This is a genomic window from Carnobacterium iners (assembly GCF_900177385.1).
GTDB lineage: Bacteria > Bacillota > Bacilli > Lactobacillales > Carnobacteriaceae > Carnobacterium_A > Carnobacterium_A iners.
Genome location: NZ_FXBJ01000002.1, coordinates 2,469,667 through 2,493,220, shown reverse-complemented (window position 1 = coordinate 2,493,220; position 23,554 = coordinate 2,469,667). Strand labels below are relative to the sequence as shown.

Annotated in this window: 23 protein-coding genes and 1 other annotated feature; of the genes, 17 read left to right on the top strand and 6 right to left on the bottom strand. The window is 33.8% G+C overall.

Going from position 1 to position 23,554, the window contains the following annotated elements; translation table 11 throughout:
• Positions 1-80: 80 nt before the first annotated feature.
• Complete coding sequence (locus B9Y54_RS11905; protein ID WP_085560447.1) at positions 81-1,532, bottom strand: L,D-transpeptidase family protein; 1,452 nt, start codon at positions 1,530-1,532, stop codon at positions 81-83.
• Positions 1,533-1,806: 274 nt separating this feature from the next.
• Between B9Y54_RS11905 and B9Y54_RS11900 the strand changes: the two genes are divergently transcribed.
• The 7 genes from B9Y54_RS11900 to B9Y54_RS11870 all read left to right on the top strand — a co-directional run bounded on the left by B9Y54_RS11900 (position 1,807) and on the right by B9Y54_RS11870 (position 10,514).
• On the top strand, positions 1,807-3,147 hold the full coding sequence (locus B9Y54_RS11900) for a M23 family metallopeptidase (RefSeq protein WP_085560446.1): 1,341 nt from the start codon (positions 1,807-1,809) through the stop codon (positions 3,145-3,147).
• Positions 3,148-3,234: 87 nt separating this feature from the next.
• Entirely contained in the window at positions 3,235-3,993 is a 759-nt protein-coding gene (locus B9Y54_RS11895) for a TrmH family RNA methyltransferase (RefSeq protein ID WP_085560445.1), read from the top strand.
• 154 nt (positions 3,994-4,147) lie between these two features.
• Positions 4,148-4,660, top strand: coding sequence for an HD domain-containing protein (locus B9Y54_RS11890; protein ID WP_085560444.1), 513 nt, complete (start codon positions 4,148-4,150; stop codon positions 4,658-4,660).
• Between the two features lie 185 nt (positions 4,661-4,845).
• On the top strand, positions 4,846-5,214 hold the full coding sequence (locus B9Y54_RS11885; RefSeq protein WP_085560443.1) for a winged helix-turn-helix transcriptional regulator: 369 nt from the start codon (positions 4,846-4,848) through the stop codon (positions 5,212-5,214).
• A 65-nt stretch (positions 5,215-5,279) separates the two neighbouring features.
• Positions 5,280-5,518 (top strand) — a binding site (T-box leader).
• A 62-nt stretch (positions 5,519-5,580) separates the two neighbouring features.
• Positions 5,581-6,627, top strand: coding sequence for a phenylalanine--tRNA ligase subunit alpha (gene pheS, locus B9Y54_RS11880; RefSeq protein ID WP_085560442.1), 1,047 nt, complete (start codon positions 5,581-5,583; stop codon positions 6,625-6,627).
• Positions 6,628-6,631: 4 nt separating this feature from the next.
• Positions 6,632-9,049 carry a phenylalanine--tRNA ligase subunit beta gene (gene pheT, locus B9Y54_RS11875; protein ID WP_085560441.1) on the top strand — a complete coding sequence of 806 codons (2,418 nt, stop codon included), beginning with the start codon at positions 6,632-6,634 and terminating at the stop codon, positions 9,047-9,049.
• Positions 9,050-9,197: 148 nt separating this feature from the next.
• Positions 9,198-10,514: an APC family permease gene (locus tag B9Y54_RS11870; RefSeq protein WP_085560440.1), complete on the top strand. Its 1,317-nt coding sequence runs from the start codon at positions 9,198-9,200 to the stop codon at positions 10,512-10,514.
• Between the two features lie 69 nt (positions 10,515-10,583).
• On the opposite strand, the gene rnhC is transcribed toward B9Y54_RS11870, so the two are convergent.
• The gene (gene rnhC / locus B9Y54_RS11865; protein ID WP_085560439.1) at positions 10,584-11,513 is read right to left on the bottom strand and encodes a ribonuclease HIII; all 930 of its coding nucleotides are present in this window, start codon (positions 11,511-11,513) and stop codon (positions 10,584-10,586) included.
• Positions 11,514-11,798: 285 nt separating this feature from the next.
• Between rnhC and B9Y54_RS11860 the strand changes: the two genes are divergently transcribed.
• From B9Y54_RS11860 to B9Y54_RS11835, 6 genes are all read left to right on the top strand, one after another.
• Entirely contained in the window at positions 11,799-12,077 is a 279-nt protein-coding gene (locus B9Y54_RS11860; protein WP_085560438.1) for a cell division protein ZapA, read from the top strand.
• A gap of 35 nt (positions 12,078-12,112) precedes the next feature.
• Positions 12,113-12,661, top strand: a complete 549-nt coding sequence (locus B9Y54_RS11855; protein WP_085560437.1) for a CvpA family protein — start codon at positions 12,113-12,115, stop codon at positions 12,659-12,661.
• 102 nt (positions 12,662-12,763) lie between these two features.
• Positions 12,764-15,133: an endonuclease MutS2 gene (locus tag B9Y54_RS11850; protein ID WP_085560580.1), complete on the top strand. Its 2,370-nt coding sequence runs from the start codon at positions 12,764-12,766 to the stop codon at positions 15,131-15,133.
• A gap of 163 nt (positions 15,134-15,296) precedes the next feature.
• The gene (gene trxA / locus B9Y54_RS11845) at positions 15,297-15,608 is read left to right on the top strand and encodes a thioredoxin (protein ID WP_085560436.1); all 312 of its coding nucleotides are present in this window, start codon (positions 15,297-15,299) and stop codon (positions 15,606-15,608) included.
• A 226-nt stretch (positions 15,609-15,834) separates the two neighbouring features.
• The gene (locus tag B9Y54_RS11840; protein ID WP_085560435.1) at positions 15,835-16,557 is read left to right on the top strand and encodes an alpha/beta fold hydrolase; all 723 of its coding nucleotides are present in this window, start codon (positions 15,835-15,837) and stop codon (positions 16,555-16,557) included.
• 4 nt (positions 16,558-16,561) lie between these two features.
• The gene (locus B9Y54_RS11835; protein ID WP_085560434.1) at positions 16,562-17,026 is read left to right on the top strand and encodes a PH domain-containing protein; all 465 of its coding nucleotides are present in this window, start codon (positions 16,562-16,564) and stop codon (positions 17,024-17,026) included.
• 400 nt (positions 17,027-17,426) lie between these two features.
• On the opposite strand, the gene B9Y54_RS11830 is transcribed toward B9Y54_RS11835, so the two are convergent.
• Entirely contained in the window at positions 17,427-17,933 is a 507-nt protein-coding gene (locus B9Y54_RS11830) for a YslB family protein (protein WP_085560433.1), read from the bottom strand.
• A gap of 151 nt (positions 17,934-18,084) precedes the next feature.
• Between B9Y54_RS11830 and racE the strand changes: the two genes are divergently transcribed.
• From racE to cbpB, 4 genes are all read left to right on the top strand, one after another.
• Positions 18,085-18,894, top strand: a complete 810-nt coding sequence (gene racE, locus B9Y54_RS11825) for a glutamate racemase (protein ID WP_085560432.1) — start codon at positions 18,085-18,087, stop codon at positions 18,892-18,894.
• Positions 18,895-18,918: 24 nt separating this feature from the next.
• Entirely contained in the window at positions 18,919-20,271 is a 1,353-nt protein-coding gene (rph, locus tag B9Y54_RS11820; RefSeq protein ID WP_085560431.1) for a ribonuclease PH, read from the top strand.
• A gap of 25 nt (positions 20,272-20,296) precedes the next feature.
• Complete coding sequence (locus tag B9Y54_RS11815) at positions 20,297-20,812, top strand: YfcE family phosphodiesterase (RefSeq protein WP_085560430.1); 516 nt, start codon at positions 20,297-20,299, stop codon at positions 20,810-20,812.
• A 129-nt stretch (positions 20,813-20,941) separates the two neighbouring features.
• On the top strand, positions 20,942-21,418 hold the full coding sequence (gene cbpB / locus B9Y54_RS11810; protein WP_085560429.1) for a cyclic-di-AMP-binding protein CbpB: 477 nt from the start codon (positions 20,942-20,944) through the stop codon (positions 21,416-21,418).
• Between the two features lie 384 nt (positions 21,419-21,802).
• Here the strand turns inward: cbpB and B9Y54_RS11805 are convergent, their stop codons facing one another.
• From B9Y54_RS11805 to B9Y54_RS11795, 3 genes are all read right to left on the bottom strand, one after another.
• Positions 21,803-22,120 carry a glycosyltransferase gene (locus B9Y54_RS11805; protein ID WP_234987956.1) on the bottom strand — a complete coding sequence of 106 codons (318 nt, stop codon included), beginning with the start codon at positions 22,118-22,120 and terminating at the stop codon, positions 21,803-21,805.
• 16 nt (positions 22,121-22,136) lie between these two features.
• Complete coding sequence (locus B9Y54_RS11800; RefSeq protein ID WP_085560427.1) at positions 22,137-22,334, bottom strand: MGDG synthase family glycosyltransferase; 198 nt, start codon at positions 22,332-22,334, stop codon at positions 22,137-22,139.
• 88 nt (positions 22,335-22,422) lie between these two features.
• Positions 22,423-23,319 (bottom strand): mechanosensitive ion channel family protein, encoded by an 897-nt coding sequence (locus B9Y54_RS11795; protein WP_085560426.1) that lies wholly within the window; start codon positions 23,317-23,319, stop codon positions 22,423-22,425.
• Positions 23,320-23,554: the final 235 nt, after the last annotated feature.

The window sequence follows — 23,554 nt, the reverse complement described above, 5'->3', positions numbered from 1 at the left end:
CTAGCTTGTTTTCAATAAAAATAGACTCTTGATTCCTTAATAGGCAATCAGGAGTCTATTTTTATCGGAGGAAGACTAAGTTAGTAGTTTGCTAATTCAGATTCATTGTTGACATTAATAATATGAGCACCATTTCTGATATGTTGCATTAAATAAAGCATATTAGATTCAGAAACCGAAATACATCCAGCTGTTGCACCATTACCGTTTACGTGGACAAAAAATGCACTCCCACCATTAACACCATTGTTATAGTTTAATGTGATTCCGTATTTGTATTGTGTTTGGTAATCGCTCATATGCTCGTCTAAAGAACTTGAACTAACTCGCTCTTGCCAGGTATTGTATTGTGAATCGTCAGGATTACTAATCCAGTAAGAATTACCAGTAATTTGTCTATAAGCTAAGTTAGTCCCAGGATTTGGACCTGTACCAAAAGCAAAACCTAGTAAGTAAGCACCTTTAGGAGTACGACCGGAACCTTCGTATGAACTTCCTACGCCATTATAACCGACACGTCCTGGCATAGAGAGGACAGTTTGCCATTGCTCTCCGTTCTTTTCAAATAAATAAACAGTAGAACTTGATCCGTTTGCGACAACACCTATTATTTGATTGGTATAGTTACTCGTTGAAGAGCGTGCTATTGTGCCCTCTATTCCAACTTGTTGAGGAGGGATAATTTGACTTGCTGGGGTATTCGGTTGAGAATCAGTCTTATCTTGAGTTGTTTCTTTAGAAGTAGGAGTTGATTCACTAATGCTCGTTACTTCTTTTATTTCTTCTTTTTTAGTTTCATTGATTTGTTTTAATTCAGTTTCTTTGCGCTCTTTTTCTCTCTCTTCTTTTTCTTTTGTTTCTTTTCTATCAAGTTCTTGTTCAATAGCGGCGCATGCGTTAATTAAACTAGTTTTGAATGATTCACTAGATAAGGATTCAAGTTTTTCTTTAAACCGATCATATTCAGAACGGGAGATGGTTTCTTTTATTGTTAGTTTATCATAATCTTCAAAAAAAAGAAGAAGCGCTTGTTTTACAACAAGTTGCAGCTTACTCTGTTCGATTATCTCATTAAACTCTTTGAAAAAAAGAGGGTGAGTAATTTTAAAGAATACTAACTCTTTCTCTTCTTTAGAAAATTCAATGTCATCACTTGTAATTTTTTCGTTTTTAAATTTTTTATGTATAGAAGACTGAATGGAAAATAGTTGTTTAGCAGTAGCTATTTTTATCGACTGTTTATCCACACTCTTTTGCTGGGTTTCGCTTAACTGTAAGGCGGATACTATTTTAAGAGAAGTCTCCGCTCCTTTGATTTTTTCTTTTGTAATTGATTCGCTTAAAAGATCTTCTTTTTCGTTTAGATACAACAATTTTGTTTTCTTTTTCACAAGGATTAATGCCGTATTTATTTCTTTTTGTATTTCTTTGGCTTTTACGTTTATATTGTAGCGATAAAGATTTATCCCACCCAAAATTATAAATACGATAAGTACAATTGCGATAGAGAGTTGTTTCTTTTTTCTTCTCATTTTCTAACCCCTTTTTTTATCTATCAAGTTTAAATTGCGTAACCAAATAATCGTTTCGCTTCTTAATCCTATGATATAACGAAAGACTTTTAATTGCTATGTCTAATTTATTTTGTAAAATAATAATAAGATATTCTGGAATAGACTGTTATTTAATCTGTTTGTAACAATACCTATTGAATTGTTATTTCAAAGGTATCGTTTAATCAATCTAATAATGCTATACTGATAAGGTTGGAAAACATAACCAGATAGATTTGAAGGAGGTACATTTTTGAATAAAAAATTAACTACTGGATTGGTTGCAGCGATGTTGCTTGCAGGTCCTTTTGTAATGCCTACAATGGCTAATGCTGAAAGTGTACAAAACTTAGAAAGACTAAAACAAGAACTTAACACAAAATCAAATGACTTAGACTCTAAAATTAAAAACCAAGAAAATAAATTAACTAGCCTAGAATCAAAAAAAGCTGAATTAGAAAATGATGTTACAAAACTACAAACAAATATAGACGAAGTGATTATTAAATTACACGAACAAGAGAAGAAATTAAAAAAATCGAAGGAAAATATTGAAAAGTTACAAAAAGAAATTGAAGCATTAAAAGAACTAATTGCACAAAGAGAAGAAAAACTTCAAAATCAAGCACGAGTTATTCAAACAGATGGGCGATCATCTAACATGGTAGAAATGGTCGTTACTGCTGAAAGTTTATCTGATTTAATCGGACGTGTTGGTATAATCAATCAACTGGTAACAGCTAATAAAGAAATTGTAACAGCACAAGAAAATGATAAAATAACGTTGGAAGTAAATGAAAAAAAAGCTGAAGTTGAAAAAGTAGCAATAGAAAAGTTGAAAAGTGGCATTGAAGTTGCTAAAAATAATTTAGTTGCTCAAAAAGCCGAAATGGATGACAATATTGTTCAATTAGCTGTTCAATACAATCTAACAGAATCAGAAAAAGATACATTTATTAACGAGCAAAAAATTGTTGCTACAAAAACGAGTGTCTTATCCGAAGAGCTTCAACAAGAAAAAACACGAATTTTTGAAGTAGAGCAAGCTCGTCAAGTGGAAATAGCATCAAAACAAGCAGCAGCAAGGGAATCAGCAAAAAAAGAGGAACAACGATCAGTAGCTTCTTCAAGTAGTAACACGCAAGCACCGCAAGTCCCACAAGCGCCATCAATTGGGGCGACAAAACCAACGGGCTCTAGCAACGGAGCCGGATTTGTTCGTCCAAGTAATGGTGTAGTAACGTCGCCTTATGGTTACCGTGTCCATCCAATTACTGGAGAACATACTTTACATGGTGGAACAGATTTTGGTGGTAATGGAGCTATTGTGGCTGCCCAAGGTGGAGTAGTTGAAGTAGCAGGATACGATTCTGGCTGGGGAAACCATGTTACTATTAACCATGGTAATGGCTTGAAAACGCTGTATGCTCATATGGTATCCGGTAGTCTAGCAGTAGCGCCTGGGCAAAATGTTTCTCAAGGACAACATTTAGGCATAATGGGTACAACGGGTTCATCAACGGGTGTTCATTTGCATTTCGAAGTTTACGTGAACGGGAATCGTGTTAATCCAGCCTCTTATTTAGGCTTGTAAAAATTAAAAAATCTCTCTATAAAAGAAGAGATTTTTTTAATAGGGCAAAAGAGTTAATGAATGGCATGAATTGGAGGATTTAAAAAGATGGAAACAATCTCATCAGCCAAAAATGAGCGGGTAAAATCGTGGAAAAAGTTGCAAACGAAAAAGGGACGTGAAAAAACAGGAGCTTATCTCATTGAAGGTTTTCATTTAATAGATGAAGCAGTAAAAAATCAAGCATCTATTTTGGAAGTCATGATAAGTGAAGACTTAAAAGAATCAGCAACGATTTCTCTACCTGAAGATAAGAAAGTTCTTATTTCAAAAGAAATTTCTAAGCAGCTGAGCGAAACTCAAACAACTCAAGGGATTTTTGCTGTTGTTGAAAAAAAAGACAGTTCACGAATACCTATACTAGAAAAACCTTATTTATTTTTAGATAATGTTCAAGATCCTGGCAATCTTGGAACCATGATTCGAACAGCTGATGCAGCAGGCTTTGGCGGTGTTGTTTTAGGTAAAGGAACGGTTGATTTATATAATAATAAAGTGATCCGTTCGATGCAGGGGAGTCATTTTCATATCCCTATTTTCCGAGATGAGTTAACTAAGTGGTTTGATTTATTTAAGAATGCAGGCTTTCCTGTTTATGGAACAGAATTAAACGAGTTAGCTGTTTCTTATCGAGATATTCCACCGCAAGCGATTTTTGCCGTAGTAATGGGCAATGAAGGAAATGGAATGGACAAAAAGTTATTAGAAAAAACAACAAAGAATATCTATATTCCTATTACGGGTCAAGCAGAATCGCTAAATGTAGCGATAGCTGCTGGTATTTTAATGTTTGCTTTAACAAAATAAATAATTTATGAATAGCTGTACTTAACATATTAAGTTTTAGTTACAATAGCTAAAATTAACTTATAAGGCTTCTCAATCAAATAAAAAAAGTGTATCATGTAGTTTACTAGGAAGAAATTTCTAAACTCTATAGAATAGAAAAGGAAGTCTGTGAATGTCTGAGCTGAAATGGAAGCAAGATTTAGAATATGTAGCCTTAATTGAAGATTTACTCGATCGTGAAGAAGTAAAAAAACTAAAAGAGTATACCCAACATCACTTTACAACACGTCTAGAACACTCGATTAGCGTTTCTTATCTTAGTTACCGTATTGCAAAAAGATATGGTTTAGATACTAGATCAACTGCACGTGCTGGTTTACTTCATGATTTATTTTACTACGACTGGAGAACAACAAAGTTTAATGAAGGAACTCATGCTTACGTTCATCCACGTATGGCTTGTGAGAATGCTAAGAAAATTACTGAGTTAAATGAATTAGAATGCGATATCATCATCAAACATATGTGGCTAGCAACAGTAGCCTTACCGAAATACAAAGAAAGTTACATCGTAACTTTTGTAGATAAATATTGCGCTGTAAAAGAAGTAGCGGTTCCTTTGTCTGGAAAAGTAAATAATCGTTTGAAAAATATGTGGGCAAGACTAAAAACTGTCCAAGCATAGGCTGAAATCTTAAAAAGCTAATCGAATGAATAGAATAAAAAGTTTTCTCACCATATAATTCGGTGAGAAAACTTTTTTCTGATATAAGTAGGTTAGAGTAAGAAAAAAAATCCAATAAAAAAACTAGTTTACTTACTATGAATAACCAAAAATGATATAATAAAATAAAGAGGTGAGCAAATACTATGGCAATAAAAGAAGTAGATCAAAAAAATGAATGTGATTCTAAACAAAAAGAAATCTGTCCTAAGTTTGAACGCACGTTTTCTATCTTAGGAAAAAAATGGATGGGTCTAATCATTGATGTGTTATTAGAAGGACCCCAGCGATTTAAAAATATTGCTTCAGCTATCCCTAATGTTAGTGATCGAGTGCTGGTAGAACGCTTAAAAGAGCTAGAACAAGAGGGACTAGTCTTGCGGACAGTTGATCCCAATGCTGCTATGCGAGTAGCCTATAGTTTGACTAATAAAGGCAAAGACTTAAAAGACGTTATGAAAGCTGTACAAATTTGGGCTGATGTTTGGGTTTGTGTGGAGGAGTCTAATTTCTAATAATTGCTTGACTCTCTGTCATCCTTTAGGTAAACTGATTTAGGATGAAAAAATAAAATAGATAATTAAAAATGATAATGGAAAAAAGTAATTTGGTATAATCTAAAAGAGAGAACAAATACCCGAGGCTGAAAGTATTTGTCTAGAAGACCAAATGAACATTCACTTCCGTAGTTGACTTTGGAATTTACGTTAGGTAATGAAAAAAGATCCGGTATACGCCGTTATGTAAATGAAGTGTAGATTTAAGCTTGGTTTAAATCTAAACAAGGGTGGTACCGCGATATGTAGCCTCGTCCCTTTTAAGGATGAGGCTTTTTTTGTGTCTAAAAATAGATAAAATAAAGTACAAAAAAGGAGAACGGTATGGAGTTAAAACAAAAATTAGAGGCTTTGAAAGAAGAAGCCCTTGAAAAAATTGGTCAAGCAAAAAGTCTTTCTTTGCTTGACCAAGTCCGTGTTGCTTATTTAGGGAAAAAAGGTCCCATTACAGAAGTACTAAGAGGGATGAAAGATGTTTCAGCACAAGAACGCCCTATCATTGGTGCAGCAGCTAATGAAGTTAGAGACGCTATAGCCATTCAATTAGAAAGTCAAAAAGCAATATTAGAGTTAGAAAAAATTAACCGTGATTTAGCAAGAGAAGCTATTGACGTAACTTTGCCAGGTAAACAAGTTTCAACTGGACAATCACATGTATTAACGCAAATTATGGAAGAGATAGAAGATTTATTTATTGGAATGGGCTACCAAGTCATCGAAGGGCCAGAAGTTGAAGAAGACAAATACAATTTTGAACGAATGAATTTGCCTAAACACCATCCAGCTCGTGATATGCAAGACACTTTTTATATTACCAAAGATACGTTACTGCGCACCCATACTTCACCTGTTCAAGCTAGAACGATGGATAAACATGATTTTTCTAAGGGACCACTAAAAATGATTAGCCCTGGTAAAGTTTACCGAAGAGACAGTGATGATGCTACTCACTCACATCAATTCCATCAAATTGAAGGTCTAATTATTTCAGAAGCGATAACAATGGCCGATTTAAAAGGCACACTAGAAGTTTTTGCTAAGAAGTTATTTGGTGCTGAACGTGAAATCAGACTGAGACCAAGTTATTTCCCTTTTACTGAGCCATCTGTAGAGGTTGACGTAAGTTGCTTTAAGTGTGGGGGATCTGGATGTAATGTCTGTAAGCAGACAGGTTGGATTGAAATTTTAGGTTCAGGAATGGTCCATCCGAATGTTTTAGAAATGGCGGGTATTGATTCTACTAAATATAGTGGGTTTGCTTTTGGCTTAGGGCCAGATCGTGTAGCGATGTTAAAATATGGAATCGATGATATCAGACATTTTTATCAAAATGATGTTCGTTTTCTAAATCAATTTAAGGTAAAGGAGTAAACTCATGAATGTATCGTATCAATGGTTATCAGAGTATTTAGATTTAACGGGTATCACACCTGAAGGTTTAGCAGATAAAATGTCACGGACAGGTATCGAGGTAGAAGATATTTTTGTTCCAGAAACGGGCTTGAAAAAAATTGTTGTCGGTCATGCTATTAAGGTAGAAGATCATCCGGATTCAGACCATTTACACGTCTGTCAAGTAGATATTGGCGAAGAAGAATTATCACAAATCGTTTGTGGTGCTCCAAATATTGCAACAGGCCAAAAAATTATTGTTGCTTTACCAGGTTCAAGAATTACAGGCAATATGAAAATTAAAAAAAGTAAAATGCGTGGTCAAGCATCGAACGGAATGGTTTGTTCTCTATCAGAATTAGGCTTTTCTGAGAAAGTCGTTCCTAAAAAATACGCAGATGGGATTTACGTATTACCCGGTGAAGCTATTCCTGGAGAGCCAGTCTTTTCTTATTTAGCAATGGATGATGCTGTTTTAGATTTATCTATTACACCTAACAGAGCAGATGCATTAAGCATGCGAGGAGTTGCTCATGAAGTAGGGGCTATTTACGATAGAAAACCTCTTTTTAAAGAGGTTCTATTAAATGAAATGGAAAATGAAAAAATAGCAGATTATATTAATCTAGCGATTGCTGATAAAGAAGATACACCTTTTTACAGTATGCGAATCATTAAAAATGTGAAGATTGCTGAAAGTCCAATGTGGCTTCAAACGAAGTTAATGAATGCAGGTATTCGTCCTTTGAATAATGTTGTTGATATCACAAATTATATCTTATTAGAATATGGCCAACCTCTACATGCATTTGATTATGATCGACTAGCATCAAAAAAAATTCTTGTTCGCCGAGCAGCAGAAGGCGAAAATTTGGATACACTAGATGGTGAAACTCGTCAATTAACAAGCGAGATGATTGTGATTACAAACGGTGAAAAACCAGTAGCATTAGCGGGTATTATGGGTGGATTGGGAACAGAAATTCAAGAAGATACAGTGAATATTGCATTAGAGTCAGCTTTATTTGAACCAGTAGCTATTCGTAAAACAGCTAAAGAACTTAACTTACGTAGCGAAAGCAGTTCTCGTTACGAAAAAGGCATTAACCAGGCAACGATTCTATCTGCTAGTGCTCATGCAGCAGCTTTAATAGAAGAATTAGCAGGTGGTAGTGTTGTCAGTGGAGCAGCTGTTGTTTCCAACATAGAAGTAGAAAATATACTTGTTTCTATTACGTTAGAAAAACTAAATCGCTCTTTAGGAACAGCTATAAAGACCGATGAAGTTCTATCTATTTTCAAACGCCTAGGCTTTAGTGTTAGTGAAGAAAATGGATTGTTTGAAGTATCTATTCCACCTCGTCGTTTGGATATTTCAATTGAAGCAGATTTGTTAGAAGAAGTTGCTCGTATTTATGGCTACGACAATCTTCCTTCAACTTTGCCGATTATTGAATCTACTCCAGGTAAACTAGATGACAAACAACGAATCGTCCGTCATACCAGACATTACCTAGAAGGATCAGGACTATCTCAAGCGATTAGTTATGTTCTTACAACGCCAGAAAAAGCTGGACAATTTGTTATGCGTGAAAGTGACGCTACTAAATTGGATTTCCCAATGAGTGAAGATCGTAGTACCTTAAGAATGAACCTTGTTAGCGGACTACTTGATAATGTCCACTACAATACGGCTCGTAAAAATACTGACGTAGCTTTATATGAAATTGGACGCGTCTTTTATAAGAACGAGGGCAGCTTATTGCCGATAGAAGAAGAGCATCTTGCGGGTGTTTTAACGGGTTCATTACTAGAAAATAGCTGGCAAGAAAAAGCTGGGAAAGTAGATTTTTTCAATTTAAAAGGAATAGTCGAAGGATTATTTGAAACATATGGTTTAACAGAACCCTTAACATTTATAACAGATAAAGACCGTGAAGGGATGCATCCTGGCAGAACAGCGGCCATTTATTTGGGAGAGCAATCGATCGGTTTTATCGGTCAAATTCATCCTTTAATGGCTAAAGAATACGAAATAAAAGAAACGTATGTCTTTGAATTAAATTTGCATCCCATTATTGAAGGAGAAAAGCACCCGACTATTTACGCGGGTATTCCAAAATATCCAGGTATGACAAGGGATATCGCTTTACTAGTTGATGAAACCATTACGAACCAACAGCTAACAGAATTGATTCGCGAAAAAGGCGGGAAATATTTAAGACAGGTTCGCTTATTTGATTTGTACCAAGGAGATAAAATTAATGAAGGTAAAAAGTCACTAGCTTATACTTTATCTTATTTGAATCCCAAAGAAACATTAATAGAAGAAGAAGTCACAAAAGCCTTTGAAAAAGTCGTTCAGGCATTAGTTAAACAGTTTGATGCAGTGATTAGGTAATATTTATTAGCTTCAAAATAAAAAGAAGTTTTGCCTAACAGCAAAGCTTTTTTTATAAGTAAAAAAATTTAAAAAAGATAGCAGAGTTATGGTTACTGTGTTAAGGTAGTAAAAAACTATTTTTAAAAAATAAAAAAGAAGGTGAAATATGGGAGACGGACAGTTAAAAAAAGACGTTACAGGATTAACGGCTTTAACCGTCGTTGTCGGAACGGTTATAGGAGCTGGTATTTTCTTTAAGCCAACAGCGGTCTATGGAGCTGCAGGTGCACCAGGATTAGGTTTGCTAGCTTGGTTTATTGGTGGATTAATTACAATAGCTGGTGGATTAACAGTTGCCGAAATTGGCACAATCTATCCTGAAACTGGTGGGATGATGATTTATTTAGAAAAGGTTTATGGAAGATGGCTTGGTTTTTTAGTTGGATGGGCACAAATGATTGTTTATTATCCAGCTAATATCGGAGCATTAGCGATTATTTTTGCGACACAAGTAAGTAGTTTATTTGAATTATCAGAAAAAAGTATTGTTTCTATCGCCATTATAACCGCCATATCCGTGATGCTGCTTAATTTTATGGGAACCAAGTACAGTGGTCGTATTCAAACAGCCGCTACTATTTTAAAGTTAGTCCCTATTATTGTTATTATCATAGCTGGATTACTCTATCCTGGTGGTGGAGTCGTTCGCTTGTTGCCTTTTTCTAGTGTAGATCATCCTGTTGCTACAGGATTAGGCTCCGCTTTAATGGCCACACTATTTGCATACGATGGCTGGATAAACGTTGGTACGTTAGCTGGTGAAATGAAAAATCCAGGCAAAATATTGCCAAAAGTTATTATTGGTGGACTTTCAATCGTTATGGCTGTCTATTTAATGATTAACGTCGCTTATCTATTTGTTTTAGATAGTTCACAATTAGCCGGAACGGATACACCAGCTGCACTAGTAGCTTCTAAATTATTTGCTGGATTAGGTGGAAAACTGATAACTAGTGGTATTTTAATTTCTGTCTTTGGCGGAATGAATGGTTATGCTATTTCAGGTATTCGTATTCCTTATGTTTTAGCTACTCAAAAAATGCTGCCTTTTAGTGGATGGTTTAGTAAAGTAAGCAAACGGACAAATGTTCCAGTAAATGGAGGTTTATTTATTTTAAGTATCTCTGTTATTATGATTTTAACAGGCCAGTTTAATCAATTAACGGATTTGATTATCTTTGTTATTTGGATTTTTATTACTTTAACTTTTATAGCAGTTATGATTCTAAGGAAAACCAAACCTGATATTCATAGACCGTATCGTGTACCATTATATCCGGTTATCCCTTTGATAGCGATTATTGGTGGGTTTTATATTATTCTTAATACGGTTATTGTGCAACCTCAAAATGCCTTATTGGGAACGTTATTGACCTTGTCTGGTATACCTATTTATTTGTACACAAAGAATAAAAACAACTAAAAAGTAGGCTTCACTTCTTATTTAAAAGAGCGAAGCCTATTTTTAATGGGTTGGCTAATAAGGGAAGGATTAAATACCAACTAATTTTTTGGCTTTTTGTGTATTAGCAAAATGTAGTTTGGCGTATTTTCCTAATAAAGATAAGCCACCTCGTTTAAGTAATTTAGCTGCAACTAAATCAGCTTGACTACCAGCTCCAGACGGTATCTTCATACCTGCATCTTTTGTCATTGTTTTTAAACTAGTTAAAAAAGCATAGCGAGCAATAATAGAAGCCGCTGCAACAGCTAAATGGTGACTTTCTCCTTTAGTTTGGAAATAAAGAGTGTCTTTTATTTGATTGGGTTGATCGGCAATGTGTTTAAAATAAGTAGAGGGCAGTTCAAACTGATCAATCAATATACCGTCGGGAACAACAGGATGAATCTTAGCTAATACGTTTGCCAGAGCTTGGTTGTGTAGAACAGCTTTCATTTTACCCTGAGTCATAGTGGGTTGAATGACATTGTATTTTTCTGGTGTTACGGTCAATAAGCTATGAGGGAGAAAAGTAATCAAATCACTAGCTACTTTTATGATTTCAAGATCTTTCATATCTTTAGAATCTCTTACACCCAATTCTTTTAATAATGGAAACTGACTGGAATCAACATAAGTAGCTACTACTGTTAAGGGTCCAAAATAACTACCGTTACCGACTTCATCACTCCCAATAACGGACCACTGGTTAAAACCCTTTGGCAACGGAGTATTTAAATCCTTTTTAGTTTTTTTGTTTAAAGCGACTGACTGACTTTTATCAGCCCAAATAGCAGCCTCTTGCTGTGATGTAGAGCCTTGGAACAAAACTTTTCCTGAGAGATAAGCCGTAATATTAACGGTATTTTTTTTGGCAGCGAATAATCCACCTGGTGGAGTATTTGGTTTTAAAAAAGTAGCATACTCTTTTTTCATTTCTTGCAGTGTTTGAGATGAAACGGTTAGTACTTCTTGGGACATAAGTTCGTTCGTCCTTTCTAATGAAAATAAATACATTGGGTCTTATTATAGCATAAAGAACTATCTAGTTAATGATGGATAAGATTGATAAGCCAGAATAAATTGATTTTTACAAACGACTAAAGGGATAGTATAGAAATCCTTTGGTATCTAAATAAAGAAAAAGTAATTAGTTTTAACCGATCTTAATAAGACCTAACTGAGAAGTTAAAGAAAAGAAGTGTTACTCTTTTATCTTTCGTGGTAAAATAAGATAAATGTGATTTTTTTTTGGGGGGGTTCGTAATGTCTCACGGTAAGATTCGTTATAAAGTAACGATTGCGGGAAAAATATATACCATTATTGGCGCACGTCCTGAAGCTCATTTAAAATTAGTAGCTGAAACGGTCAATGAACAAATGCATCAAATTGAATCTTTATCTAAAGACTTAGATTCGGAAAGACGTGCTGTTTTAGCAGCTGTTAATGCTGTCTCTGACCAATTTGACATGCAAATTAAACTAGATGAACTTCAGAATAAGGTAAGTGAAATGGAAGCTAAATTAAAAGAAAATCAAGAATAAAGTAAAGCAGATTTTTGATTGAAGAGGGTGGAAAAATGTTAATGACGATTGCTCTATTAATTATACTAGCATTAGGTGCTTATGGCGGTGCCAGAAGAGGACTAGTACTGCAACTTGTAATAACGATAGGCTATTTTATTTCTTATTTTGTAGCGGCACAATATTATAAGGTCTTAGGAGAAAAAATAGATTTGCTTGTTCCTTATCCATCAGCTTCAGAAGGAACACAGTTCGTGTTTTATAATCAAGCAATAGGCTTTAATCTAGATCAAGCTTTTTATAATGGCGTCGCTTTTGTATTGATTTTGTTTGTTGGCTGGTTAGTGACGAGGTTTATTGGAGGCTTATTAAATTCATTAACGTATATACCTATAATAAAACAACTGAATACATTAGGTGGAGCAGTATTAGCTTTCATTGTGTCGTATACAGGAATTTTTTTAATGTTAGTTTTACTAACCATGTTGCCTTTCGTCGTGATACAAAATGCCTTTAATGATAGTCGTTTGGCACAAATAATTGTAGAAAGCACACCAATTTTATCGAAACAAATTTATGATTGGTGGATTCAAACAACCCTTTAATGACTAGTAAATAATTGACTGAGAAATCGTTCTTTAGCATTTAAAAGGACGATTTCTTAGTATCTAATTTAAGCAAAAAAGATGAACGAAGAGGTGAATACGATTAATAAAAAAATATTTCAAACACTAGAATTTAATAAGATTAGTAAAATGTTGTCCCATTTTACTGCTTCTGAATTAGGAAAAGAACAAGCACTTGAACTAAAGCCATCCACTTCATTAGCTGAGATCGAAAGATTGCAAAACGAAACAGAAGATGGTGTGACTATTTTACGTTTACGTGGAGGGATGCCTATTCCTAAACTACATAACGTTAAACCGCACTTAAAACGTCTTCAAATCGGAGCATCGTTAAACGGTTTAGAAATTGCACAAATCGGTAGAATTCTAAGAACAACATCAGAAGTTTCTCGTTTTTTTGAAACCATGAAAGAAACAGGCATCGAATTAACGACACTTTATCACTTAGCCGACAACTTTATTACAACGCCTACGTTAAACCAACAAATAAGAGAAGCTATAGAAGAAGACGGTCATGTCTTAGATGATGCAAGTACGGCTTTACGCGGTATTCGAACAGGTATTAAGCGAAGTGAAACAGGGATTCGTGAAAAACTAGATAGTTTAATTCGAGGAAAAAATGCCCAATATTTAACAGATGCAGTAGTAACCATGCGTAATGATCGCTATGTTATCCCAGTAAAACCAGAGCACCGCAGTAGATTTGGTGGAGTTGTTCACGATCAAAGTTCAACAGGACAAACATTGTTTATCGAACCTCAATCTGTTGTTGATTTGAACAACAGATTGCGTCAATTACAGATTGAAGAACGACAAGAAATTGACCGTATTCTAGCAGAACTATCTAATGAAATTGCTCCTTATGCGAACGAAATAGTAAACAATATGTTTTTATTAGGCAAACTTGATTTTATCGGTGCGAAAGCGAGTTACGGTAAAAGTATAACGGCTACTCGTCCACTTATTAGTGAAGCGAATGAAGTAAGCTTACTCAGCGCAAGGCACCCAATGTTGGATTCAGAGACAGTTGTTCCTAATGATATTTTAATTGGTGGCGAAAATCAAGCCGTTATTATTACTGGACCTAATACAGGTGGTAAAACAATTATTTTGAAAACATTGGGTTTATTGCAACTAATGGGTCAATCAGGCTTACAATTACCTGTAGCTGAAGGCAGTCAAATGGGATTATTTACTGAAATATTTGCTGACATCGGCGATGAACAGTCCATTGAACAAAGCCTAAGTACTTTTTCTTCACACATGACAAATATTGTTTCTATTTTAGATAATATTGATAAAAAAAGTTTGGTTATTTTTGATGAGTTAGGTGCTGGAACAGATCCTCAAGAAGGAGCTGCGCTAGCTATTGCGATTCTAGATCAGATAGGAACTATTGGAAGTTATGTAATGGTAACGTCTCATTACCCTGAATTAAAAGCTTACGGATACAATCGTCCAAGTACCGTAAATGCAAGTATGGAGTTCAATGTAGATACGTTAAGTCCTACTTATCGTTTATTGATTGGAGTACCTGGACGAAGCAATGCGTTTGAGATATCTAAGCGCTTAGGTTTATCAGTAGAGATTATTGAATCTGCACGTCAATTAATTGACGCGGAAAGCCAAGATTTAAATGAAATGATTACCGATTTAGAAAATCGTCGTAAAATGGCTGAAACAGAATACCTTGAAGTAAGGTATCATTTGGATGAATCCGAACAACTTCATGCTGATTTACAAACAGCTATTCAACAATTCTACAGTGAACGAGAAGAATTAATGAAGAAAGCTCGTGAAGAGGCGAATAAGATTGTTGAAGAAACAGAAGAACGAGCCGATCAAATTATTAAAGATTTACGTAAAAAACAATTACAAGAACCTTTTGGAAATAATGTGAAAGAGCATGAATTAATAGGAGCAAAGTCGAACTTAGCACAACTGCATCACGAAGAATCGCTAGCTAAAAATAAAGTATTAAAAAAAGCTAAGATAGATCAGTCTTTTAAAATAGGAAACGATGTACAAGTGATGTCATTTGGACAAAAAGGCGTTTTATTGGAAAAAGTAGATAAAAACCATTGGGTTGTTCAAATGGGTATGTTAAAAATGAAAATCAAAGAAAATGACATTAAGCTAACAACTCCTGAAAAAGAACCAACCCGTCGGATGACAACAGCCGTTCGTTCTTCATCAACTAGTCATGTCTCTACACAGTTAGATTTGCGTGGAGAACGCTATGAAAATGCCTTAGCTGATTTAGATAAATACTTGGATGCTGCCTTATTAGCGAACTATCCGCAAGTAACAATTGTTCATGGAAAAGGTACTGGAGCTTTAAGAACGGGTGTAACAGAAGCATTAAAGAAACACCGTTCAATAAAAAGTTTCCATTATGCACCTAACAATCAGGGTGGTAATGGTGCTACAATAGTAGAATTTAAATCTTAAGCAAGATAGTAGAAATAAATAAAATTATTTGTTATACTAGGTAAAGAAATAAGAGCTTACTATTAATAAGTTAAAGTAGTAGAAATTATTAAAGTTATTTGGTACAATAGATAAAGGTTGAATAACTTACTATTAATAAGTCAATACATTAGGAGGAATTTAAATGGTACAAGTAGTAACAGATAAAGATTTTGAATTAGAAACAAATGAAGGTATTTCAATAACAGACTTCTGGGCACCATGGTGTGGCCCTTGTCGCATGCAATCTCCAGTCTTAGAAGAGTTAGACACAGAGATAGGCGATCAAGTTAAAATAGTGAAAATGGATGTTGATCAGAATCAAACGGTTCCTGCTTCATTTGGAATCATGAGTATTCCAACATTATTAGTGAAAAAAGATGGCGAAGTAGTTGAGAAACTAATCGGTTATCATGGTAAAGAACAAATTGAAGAAATTATTGCAAAATACAAGTAAGAGATAAAAACTAAGAACAACTTCTGTTTGGTGAACAGAAGTTGCTCTTAGTTTTTTTATTTTATGGTTAATGTCGAAAAGCTGATTTTAAAGATAAAAAGACTATTTTTTAGTTCTTTTTATCTTTACTGAACAACTAAGCGATTAAATAAAAAAATGAATTAAGAAGTATGTTAGACTGATTTAAGGTGAAAAAATGAAGTGAATAATAAAGAAGATGAATGAAATGAAAGATTATGTTATTTTGATAAATGAAGATTCGTTATTTTGTCATGTGAGCGGAAAAGGTGATCCGTTGCTTTTATTACATGGTAATGAAGAAGATCATACAATTTTCAATAACCAAATAGCCTACTTTAGCAAATTTTATCAAGTTTTTGCATTAGATAGTCGTGGTCATGGACGTTCTGATCATGGTAAAAATTTGTTAACATTTGAAAAAATAGTAAGCGATATTATCCATGTACTAGACTATTTCCATTTAGAAAAAACAGCTATTATTGGTTTTAGTGATGGTGGTAATGTTGGTTTATATTTAGCCAGTCATTATCCTGAGAGAGTAGCTGAACTGGTTGTTGTGGGAGCTAATTATAGACCAGAAGGCTTAAGAAAAAAAGATTTTCTACAAGTAAAACTATTGTATGGCTATTTAAAATGGGTAGGAACTATTTCTAAATCCAAACAGCGACGCAAAGAGGTCATTGACTTAATGTGGCATCAAATAAAATTAAATGATAATGATTTAAAAAGGATAACAACACGGACCCTTATAGTAGTTGGTGAGAATGATGTCATTCAAAAGAGTCACACAAAAAAGATAAATGACTTAATCGTAAAAAGTATACTTATTACTTTGCCAGAGACTACACATTTTTTGATGATTGAAAAACCAGATCTATTTAATTCGCTTGTTAAAGATTTTTTATTAGAAACAGATAGAGGAGGATAAAAAAATGACATTTTATACAAAACGAGATAGTTTTTTACTTGTTTTATTTTCATCTAACAGTTTTTTATTTGTTATTAGTTTGATTGTAGTTTTAACAACAGTCCCATTCAACCAATGGTTTAAATGGATAGGATGGGGTTTATTAGTTGGTGCATTGTTATCGTGGCTAGCAGCTGGATGGTTTATTTCCTATACATTCAACAAAGAGAGTGTATTGATAAGAAAAGGACTATTTATTAAACAAATTCAATACAACCAATTGATAAAAGCAAAAGAGGTTTACTATCGATTACCAGATCTTTTAACTGGTGAGAGAGCTCTAAGTTCAAAAGATGGTCTAGCTCTTTATTATCAAACAAAAGTAGGAATGAAAACAATTAAATTATCACCTAAAGATAAAGTAGCTTTTGTTATAGAATTGAAAAAAAGTGTTCCTAAGATAGAAATAGAGTATTTAAACAAAAAGTAATTGAAAACGAGGTATCGAGATTGTTTCGATACCTCGTTTTACTCATACGCTTGATAGGAACAAGTAGTAAAAAAACACCCTCCTCTCAAGAGGGGAAGCTGTAAAGCTGAAAGATAGTTCATAAGAATTTCAAAAGCGATTATCTACACTAATTTAAGAAAATAAAACTCTACGAAGAATTGTTTGCTTTATAATATTAGAATAAAAAAAATTGATAAATTAGGGGACGAATAAACACAACCCGACTTTACCAACATTAATACTTAATTTATTTTATGAGATTATTCAAAGAATAAAAAGTGATTTTTTAAAAAATAAAGGTGTTTCGCTTATCTTAATATTAGCAGATACAAAATCTAGTAAGTAAAGTGTCATCTTTATTGTCTTTTATTAAAAAGACTTATTTATCTAATAAATCATCTTTTCTAGTTAAAGTAAAAAATGGATTCGCTTGTTCAATTGGTTCTAAATCTTTTGTATCTTGCTTTAACGTAATCGTAACCGTACGTTTTCTAGTATCAATTTCAAAAAAAGCTTCAGTATATTTCATTTCTTGTTGTTGAATTTGTTCAGCTAAAAATCCAGCTTCTAAATTAAAAGAAACACTTTCAACATTTTTTATACGCTTTTCGACATGAGCACCTATTAGTCGATAGATAATGTTGTGGTCACTGTGTTTACTCAACACAAGAGTACCAAAACTTGCTTTTTCAAAAAAAAGAATGGTATCTTCTATACAAGAAAGAGGGTATTGCCTTGCTAGCTCTTTTCCAGCCCAATATAAAATTTCATTTGTTTCATTTCCTAATAAATTAGGTATTAAAACATCACGTAATAATGTTTGTCCCAATAAAGGACTATTTTCTTCAAATATATTTAAGTCAATGGTTGTTTTTTGTTTAGTCATTCTTTTTCACCTCGCAGTTTATACCATTCTATTATAGCGTGCAATAGGATAGAAACCTATCTTTTTTTGCTGATAAGACTTGAATTATTGATGAAAAAAAGAGAAGATAGAGCTAACAAGTAAATTGACTTTATAAAAAGGTTGTTAAAACATGAAAAAACAAGCAATAGGCTTTATTGATTCAGGAGTAGGTGGATTAACAGTGGTTAAAGAAGCTATCCGACAATTACCGAATGAATCTATTTATTATGTCGGAGATACTGCAAGGTGCCCTTATGGTCCTAGACCAGAAGAGCAAATTTTAGCATTCACTTGGCAAATGACGCAATTTTTATTAAGTAAAGATATCAAGATGTTAGTGATTGCTTGCAATACAGCAACTGCAGCAGCTTTAGAAGATATTAAAAGAAAATTAGCGATTCCTGTGATAGGAGTTATTTTGCCAGGTAGTCGATCAGCCATAAAAAGTACTCGAAACAATCGTATTGGTATTATTGGGACAGAAGGGACCATTAAAAGTGATCAATACAAAAAAATGATTCATTCTAAGGATACTAAATCAATCGTTACGAGTTTAGCTTGTCCAAAATTTGTTCCGTTAGTAGAAAGTAACGCATACAATAATGCGATTGCAAAAAAAGTTATCGCCGAAACTTTACGTCCTTTAAAAAACATGAACTTAGACACGTTAATTTTGGGATGTACACATTACCCTTTGTTACGACCTATTATTCAAAATGTAATGGGGGATAAGGTTAAGTTAATTGATTCAGGTGCAGAGACAGTCAATGAAGTAAGTACTATTTTGGATTACTTTAATTTAGCTGTAGATAGTCGAGACAATAAAGAAACAGAGTATAAATTTTACACAACAGGCTCGGTTCAAATGTTTGAATCGATTGCTTCGCAGTGGCTTGAAATAGAGAAGGCTACTGTAGAACATATTAAATTAGGACTTTAAAACTAGGTTAGAATTGAGGGAATTATGCGGAAAAATACTAGAAAGAATAATGAACTTCGCCACGTTACGATTGAAACGAATTACTTAAAACATCCTGAAGGTTCGGTACTGGTGACTTTTGGCGATACAAAAGTTATCTGCAATGCAACTGTTGAAACAAAAGTTCCACCGTTTATGCGTGGACAAGGAAAAGGTTGGATTCATGCTGAATATGCGATGTTACCTAGAGCTACTAATACAAGAACGATAAGAGAATCTGCCAAAGGAAAGCTAACAGGTAGAACAATGGAAATACAGCGTCTGATAGCTCGTACATTGCGTTCTGTAGTTGATTTAGATAAGTTAGGTGAACGGGCTATTACAATAGATTGTGACGTGATTCAAGCAGACGGTGGAACGCGCACAGCTAGTATTACTGGTGCTTTTGTTGCAATGAAAATAGCTGTTTTAACTTTATTAGAGAGTGGTCAAATCAAAGAAAATCCGATTAAAGAAAACATTGCAGCTATCAGTGTTGGTATAACAAAAGATAATGAAGCTCTATTAGATTTAGATTATTCTGAAGACAGTTCTGCTGCGGTTGATATGAATATCGTGATGACAGAAAGTGGTAAGTTTTCAGAAATACAAGGTACCGGTGAAGAATCAACATTTTCAGGTTCACAATTAATGGAGATGCTTGAACTTGGAGAAAAAGGGATAGAAGAATTAATTGCTATTCAAAATCAAATTTTTAATCAAGAACCGGTGATAGCGACGGAGCAGAGTTCTATTTTGCCGGATACTATTTTAATTGCAACAAACAATCAAGGCAAAGCTCGTGAATTTGAAGCATTATTTGCTAAAAAAGGGATTCAAGTCAAAACGTTATTAGATTTTCCTGATATTCCTGAAGTAGAAGAGACAGGAACGACATTTGCTGAAAATGCTTTGCTAAAAGCAGAGACTATCGCAAATAAATTTAATGTGATGGTACTAGCTGATGATTCAGGATTAAAGGTAGATGCCTTAGAAGGACGACCAGGAATCTTTTCGGCTCGTTACGCTGGTGAACCCAAAAGTGATGCTGCAAATAATGCAAAACTTTTGCACGAATTAACAAATGTTCCAAGTAACTTAAGAACAGCACAGTTTCATTGCACGTTAGCGTTAGCTTATCCTGATAAACAAAGTTTAGTTGTTGAAGGTGAAGTAGAGGGAATCATATTAGGAATACCACGTGGAAATAACGGTTTTGGCTACGATTCATTGTTTTATGTAACAGAAATAGAAAAGTCAATGGCAGAGTTATCAGATGCAGAAAAAAATAAAAAAAGTCATCGAGCAAAAGCATTAGTGAAGTTAGAACAAGTATGGGATACCTGGTTAATTGATTAAATAAATAGATAATGGAGTGGATGAAATGAGGTTATTAGTTGTAAGCGATAGTCATGGTGATCAAGATATTTTAATAGAGCTCATTAAAATCTATCAAGGAAAAGTTGATGAAATGATTCACTGTGGCGATTCAGAGTTAGCTGAAACAGATTCAGTTTGGAAAGATATGAAATCTGTGAAGGGCAATATGGATTTTGACCAATCCTATCCACTGCTACAGACTAAAGAAATAGGTCAAGAAAAAATAATTTGGCTTCATGGACATTTACATGATGTGAAGAAGTCTATGCAGACTTTACTGTTTACGGCAAAAGAGGCACAAGCAAACTTTGCTTTTTTTGGACATACTCATGAATTGGGAGTAGAGATGATGGATGGGATTTTAGTGTTAAATCCTGGTAGCATCTTACTGCCTAGAGGAGCGCATAAAATAAAAACCTATGCGATTGTTGAAACGACTAAAGATACCATTCAAGTATCGTATTACGATAGATTACATCGACCTATTGAAGAGCTAGAGTGTTCTTTTGCCAGAGTTTAACAACTCAAAAAGAGTTAATCTCTTTAAATGAATAGAGAAAGCAAGTGCGTTAGGATATATTATTAGCTTAATATGTGTTCACTTGAAATGGTTATAGAGAGTTATTAGTGAGAAAGGAAATTAGTAGACATGATAGGTAAAGAAATCGGAAAAATGCTATTAGAAAATAAAGAAAAATTCTTAATTCCTGCAGAACAAGTCGCGCATATCCAAATGACGAACCGTTTAGATCATGCATTATTAGTTTTAACAAAGATAGGATATACTGTCATTCCGGTCCTAGATTCAACTTATAAAATACGAGGATTGATTTCTATGTCGTTGGTTATTGATGCCATAACTAGCATTGAAGATGTTGATTTTAATAAACTTGGAGATATTCGTGTTGAAGATGTCATGCAGACAGATTTTGCATTAATCGAGAATCCGTACGACTTAGAAGAAGTGTTGCATTTACTTGTACGCAATTCATTTGTTTGTGTAGCAGCATCAGATGGCAGCTTTACGGGCATAGTAACACGTAGCGAAATACTTAAAGCAACCAACAGAATTGCTCATGAGTTCGAGAATAAATATGATGTAAAACGTAAAAAAGAATATGTATAAAAAAAGGCAATAGGAGCAATACTCCTGTTGCCTTTTTTTGAATGGTTAAAATATAAGAGGAATAAAAAAATTTCTAAATAATAGTTTTATATGGATTTATTTTTAAAAGTAATAATTATACTTAAAATTTATTTATTGAGAAGAAATGCGCTTTTTTAAGCTAAAGGATTCTTTAAATAAGAAGTCTTTTTACTAATAGCTAAAACTTCATCAACAATTGTAGCAGCAGCATTTGGATGAAAAATTTTTTTGCATATTTTTCTTTATTTCAGTCTAGAATATTGGGTTTTTTAGTAAATATAGAATAGTAGGGACAATTTCTTCTTCTTCTTCATAAGGGACAATGGCCATTCCTTTTGACTCAAGTAACTTAGCATTACCTAATTATTGACCGAGTACAGCTGGGGTTAAGACAAAGGGTACTTGCATAGCTAATGCTTCTGAAAGAGAAATACCACCGGCTTTAGTAATCATAAGATTGGCTTTCCTCATAAGATAAGCCCTATCTTTTACATAGCCTAAAATAGAAATCAGCGAAATAGCTTTAAACTTTATATTAAGTAGGTCATAAAATTCCTGATTTTGGCCGCAAACCACAATAATGTTAAAGTTACTGTGGGAATATAGTTCTTCAATCAATATTCGGAGATTCTTTACAACACCAAAAACTCCAGCTGAAATTAAAAATTCTTGTAGTTGAATAAGAATATCTTTTTTATCAAAGTTGCTTTTTTGTATGATAAAATTCTTCTTTAATAGGAATACCCGAAACCGTTATTTTTTTGGAAGATACACCAGAGTCTATTAATATCTGTTTTAATGACTCGCCAGCTACAAAAAAATGGTCTATTTCATCAGAAAGCCAACGAGAATGTAGGTGAAAATCAGTCGAAACATTCACAAAAAATAAAATCATAGCTCTAGTGAATTTTTTAAACGACTAAAGTTTATGCGACTTTTGATGTAGTTGATTAAATAAATACTTTATAGATTCTTTTTGAAACTTAAGTAGTTATTTTTATAGGAGTTACCGGAATGATAATCTCTTCTTTTGTCAAGGCTGTGACATATTCTTGGAAAAAAATATTTTGAATAGCATATTGGCTGCCACTCAATGCGAAAATATGGATACGTATAGCTAGAAATCCGTCACCAATATCCATCAAGCCTAAGCTAACAGGTTCTTGCGTGATTTCAGGGTGTAACGGAACTAATCGTTTATTTACTTGTTCTATAATTGTATTTACTTTTACCATGTCAACGTTAGGTTCTAGTCGAATATCTATTTGAGCACGCATATCTTCTCTAGATAAATTACTGACAATTGTAATATAGCGGTTAGGTACAAAGTTTAGCGTACCATCAAAACTTTTAACGGTAGTCGTTTTTAGATTAACATCAACAACAGTACCTGTGACATCACTGAAGGTAACAACATCCCCAATGTCCACTTGTTTTTCAAGGAGAATAAAGAAGCCATTCACGATGTCACTAACAAAACCTTGAGCTCCTAAAGAGAATGCCAAGCCGATAACACCTGCACCAGCTAGTAACGTGCCAACAGGGATACCAATTTCTGAAAGAATCGCATAAGCTAGGAAGAAACCAATTACTGCATTATAAATGTTGTGAGTAAGATTGTCTAAAGTACCCAGACGGCTTGGAGAAATATTTTTTTTACCACGGTAATTTGTAAAAGTTCGAGTAATAAACACATTTCCAATTTTTTTAAAAATAAAATAAACAAAAAAGAAAAAAAAGATTTGAATGGCCTTGGAGATGCCTGAAGATAATAAACTTCTCCAATCAATATTTTGCCAAAACTCTATAAAAAAAGAGGTTTGTTTTGCAACGGTATTTACTACTTCTGTAGTTACTGAGCTGTCTGATTGATTATTCATAAAAATGACTCCTTTGGGTTCAAATTAAAAAATAAGTTACTATCTTTAATCATAACAAATTAATAAAAGAAAGGAAAATAAATTTGAATTCTTTAATCATCTTAATTATTATGGAATTAATTTATAACAAGAGAATTATTATTTTTAAGCCTAGTTTATTTAGAAATCGGTACCATATCATTTGAAGTGATAAAAATGATATGGTATTCTAAATAAGAAAGAATTTTATACTATT

What these genes read in the sequence shown, in the direction of transcription:
- B9Y54_RS11885 (WP_085560443.1), top strand. Translation starts at nt 4,846, where the DNA reads ATGGCAATAAAAGAAGTAGATCAAAAAAATGAATGTGATTCTAAACAA.
- cbpB (WP_085560429.1), top strand. Translation starts at nt 20,942, where the DNA reads ATGATAGGTAAAGAAATCGGAAAAATGCTATTAGAAAATAAAGAAAAA.
- B9Y54_RS11830 (WP_085560433.1), bottom strand. Translation starts at nt 17,933, where the DNA reads ATGACTAAACAAAAAACAACCATTGACTTAAATATATTTGAAGAAAAT.
- racE (WP_085560432.1), top strand. Translation starts at nt 18,085, where the DNA reads ATGAAAAAACAAGCAATAGGCTTTATTGATTCAGGAGTAGGTGGATTA.
- rph (WP_085560431.1), top strand. Translation starts at nt 18,919, where the DNA reads ATGCGGAAAAATACTAGAAAGAATAATGAACTTCGCCACGTTACGATT.
- B9Y54_RS11795 (WP_085560426.1), bottom strand. Translation starts at nt 23,319, where the DNA reads ATGAATAATCAATCAGACAGCTCAGTAACTACAGAAGTAGTAAATACC.
- B9Y54_RS11890 (WP_085560444.1), top strand. Translation starts at nt 4,148, where the DNA reads ATGTCTGAGCTGAAATGGAAGCAAGATTTAGAATATGTAGCCTTAATT.
- B9Y54_RS11835 (WP_085560434.1), top strand. Translation starts at nt 16,562, where the DNA reads ATGACATTTTATACAAAACGAGATAGTTTTTTACTTGTTTTATTTTCA.
- B9Y54_RS11800 (WP_085560427.1), bottom strand. Translation starts at nt 22,334, where the DNA reads ATGATTTTATTTTTTGTGAATGTTTCGACTGATTTTCACCTACATTCT.
- pheT (WP_085560441.1), top strand. Translation starts at nt 6,632, where the DNA reads ATGAATGTATCGTATCAATGGTTATCAGAGTATTTAGATTTAACGGGT.
- B9Y54_RS11855 (WP_085560437.1), top strand. Translation starts at nt 12,113, where the DNA reads ATGTTAATGACGATTGCTCTATTAATTATACTAGCATTAGGTGCTTAT.
- B9Y54_RS11840 (WP_085560435.1), top strand. Translation starts at nt 15,835, where the DNA reads ATGAAAGATTATGTTATTTTGATAAATGAAGATTCGTTATTTTGTCAT.
- B9Y54_RS11860 (WP_085560438.1), top strand. Translation starts at nt 11,799, where the DNA reads ATGTCTCACGGTAAGATTCGTTATAAAGTAACGATTGCGGGAAAAATA.
- rnhC (WP_085560439.1), bottom strand. Translation starts at nt 11,513, where the DNA reads ATGTCCCAAGAAGTACTAACCGTTTCATCTCAAACACTGCAAGAAATG.
- B9Y54_RS11905 (WP_085560447.1), bottom strand. Translation starts at nt 1,532, where the DNA reads ATGAGAAGAAAAAAGAAACAACTCTCTATCGCAATTGTACTTATCGTA.
- B9Y54_RS11870 (WP_085560440.1), top strand. Translation starts at nt 9,198, where the DNA reads ATGGGAGACGGACAGTTAAAAAAAGACGTTACAGGATTAACGGCTTTA.
- B9Y54_RS11815 (WP_085560430.1), top strand. Translation starts at nt 20,297, where the DNA reads ATGAGGTTATTAGTTGTAAGCGATAGTCATGGTGATCAAGATATTTTA.
- B9Y54_RS11895 (WP_085560445.1), top strand. Translation starts at nt 3,235, where the DNA reads ATGGAAACAATCTCATCAGCCAAAAATGAGCGGGTAAAATCGTGGAAA.
- pheS (WP_085560442.1), top strand. Translation starts at nt 5,581, where the DNA reads ATGGAGTTAAAACAAAAATTAGAGGCTTTGAAAGAAGAAGCCCTTGAA.
- trxA (WP_085560436.1), top strand. Translation starts at nt 15,297, where the DNA reads ATGGTACAAGTAGTAACAGATAAAGATTTTGAATTAGAAACAAATGAA.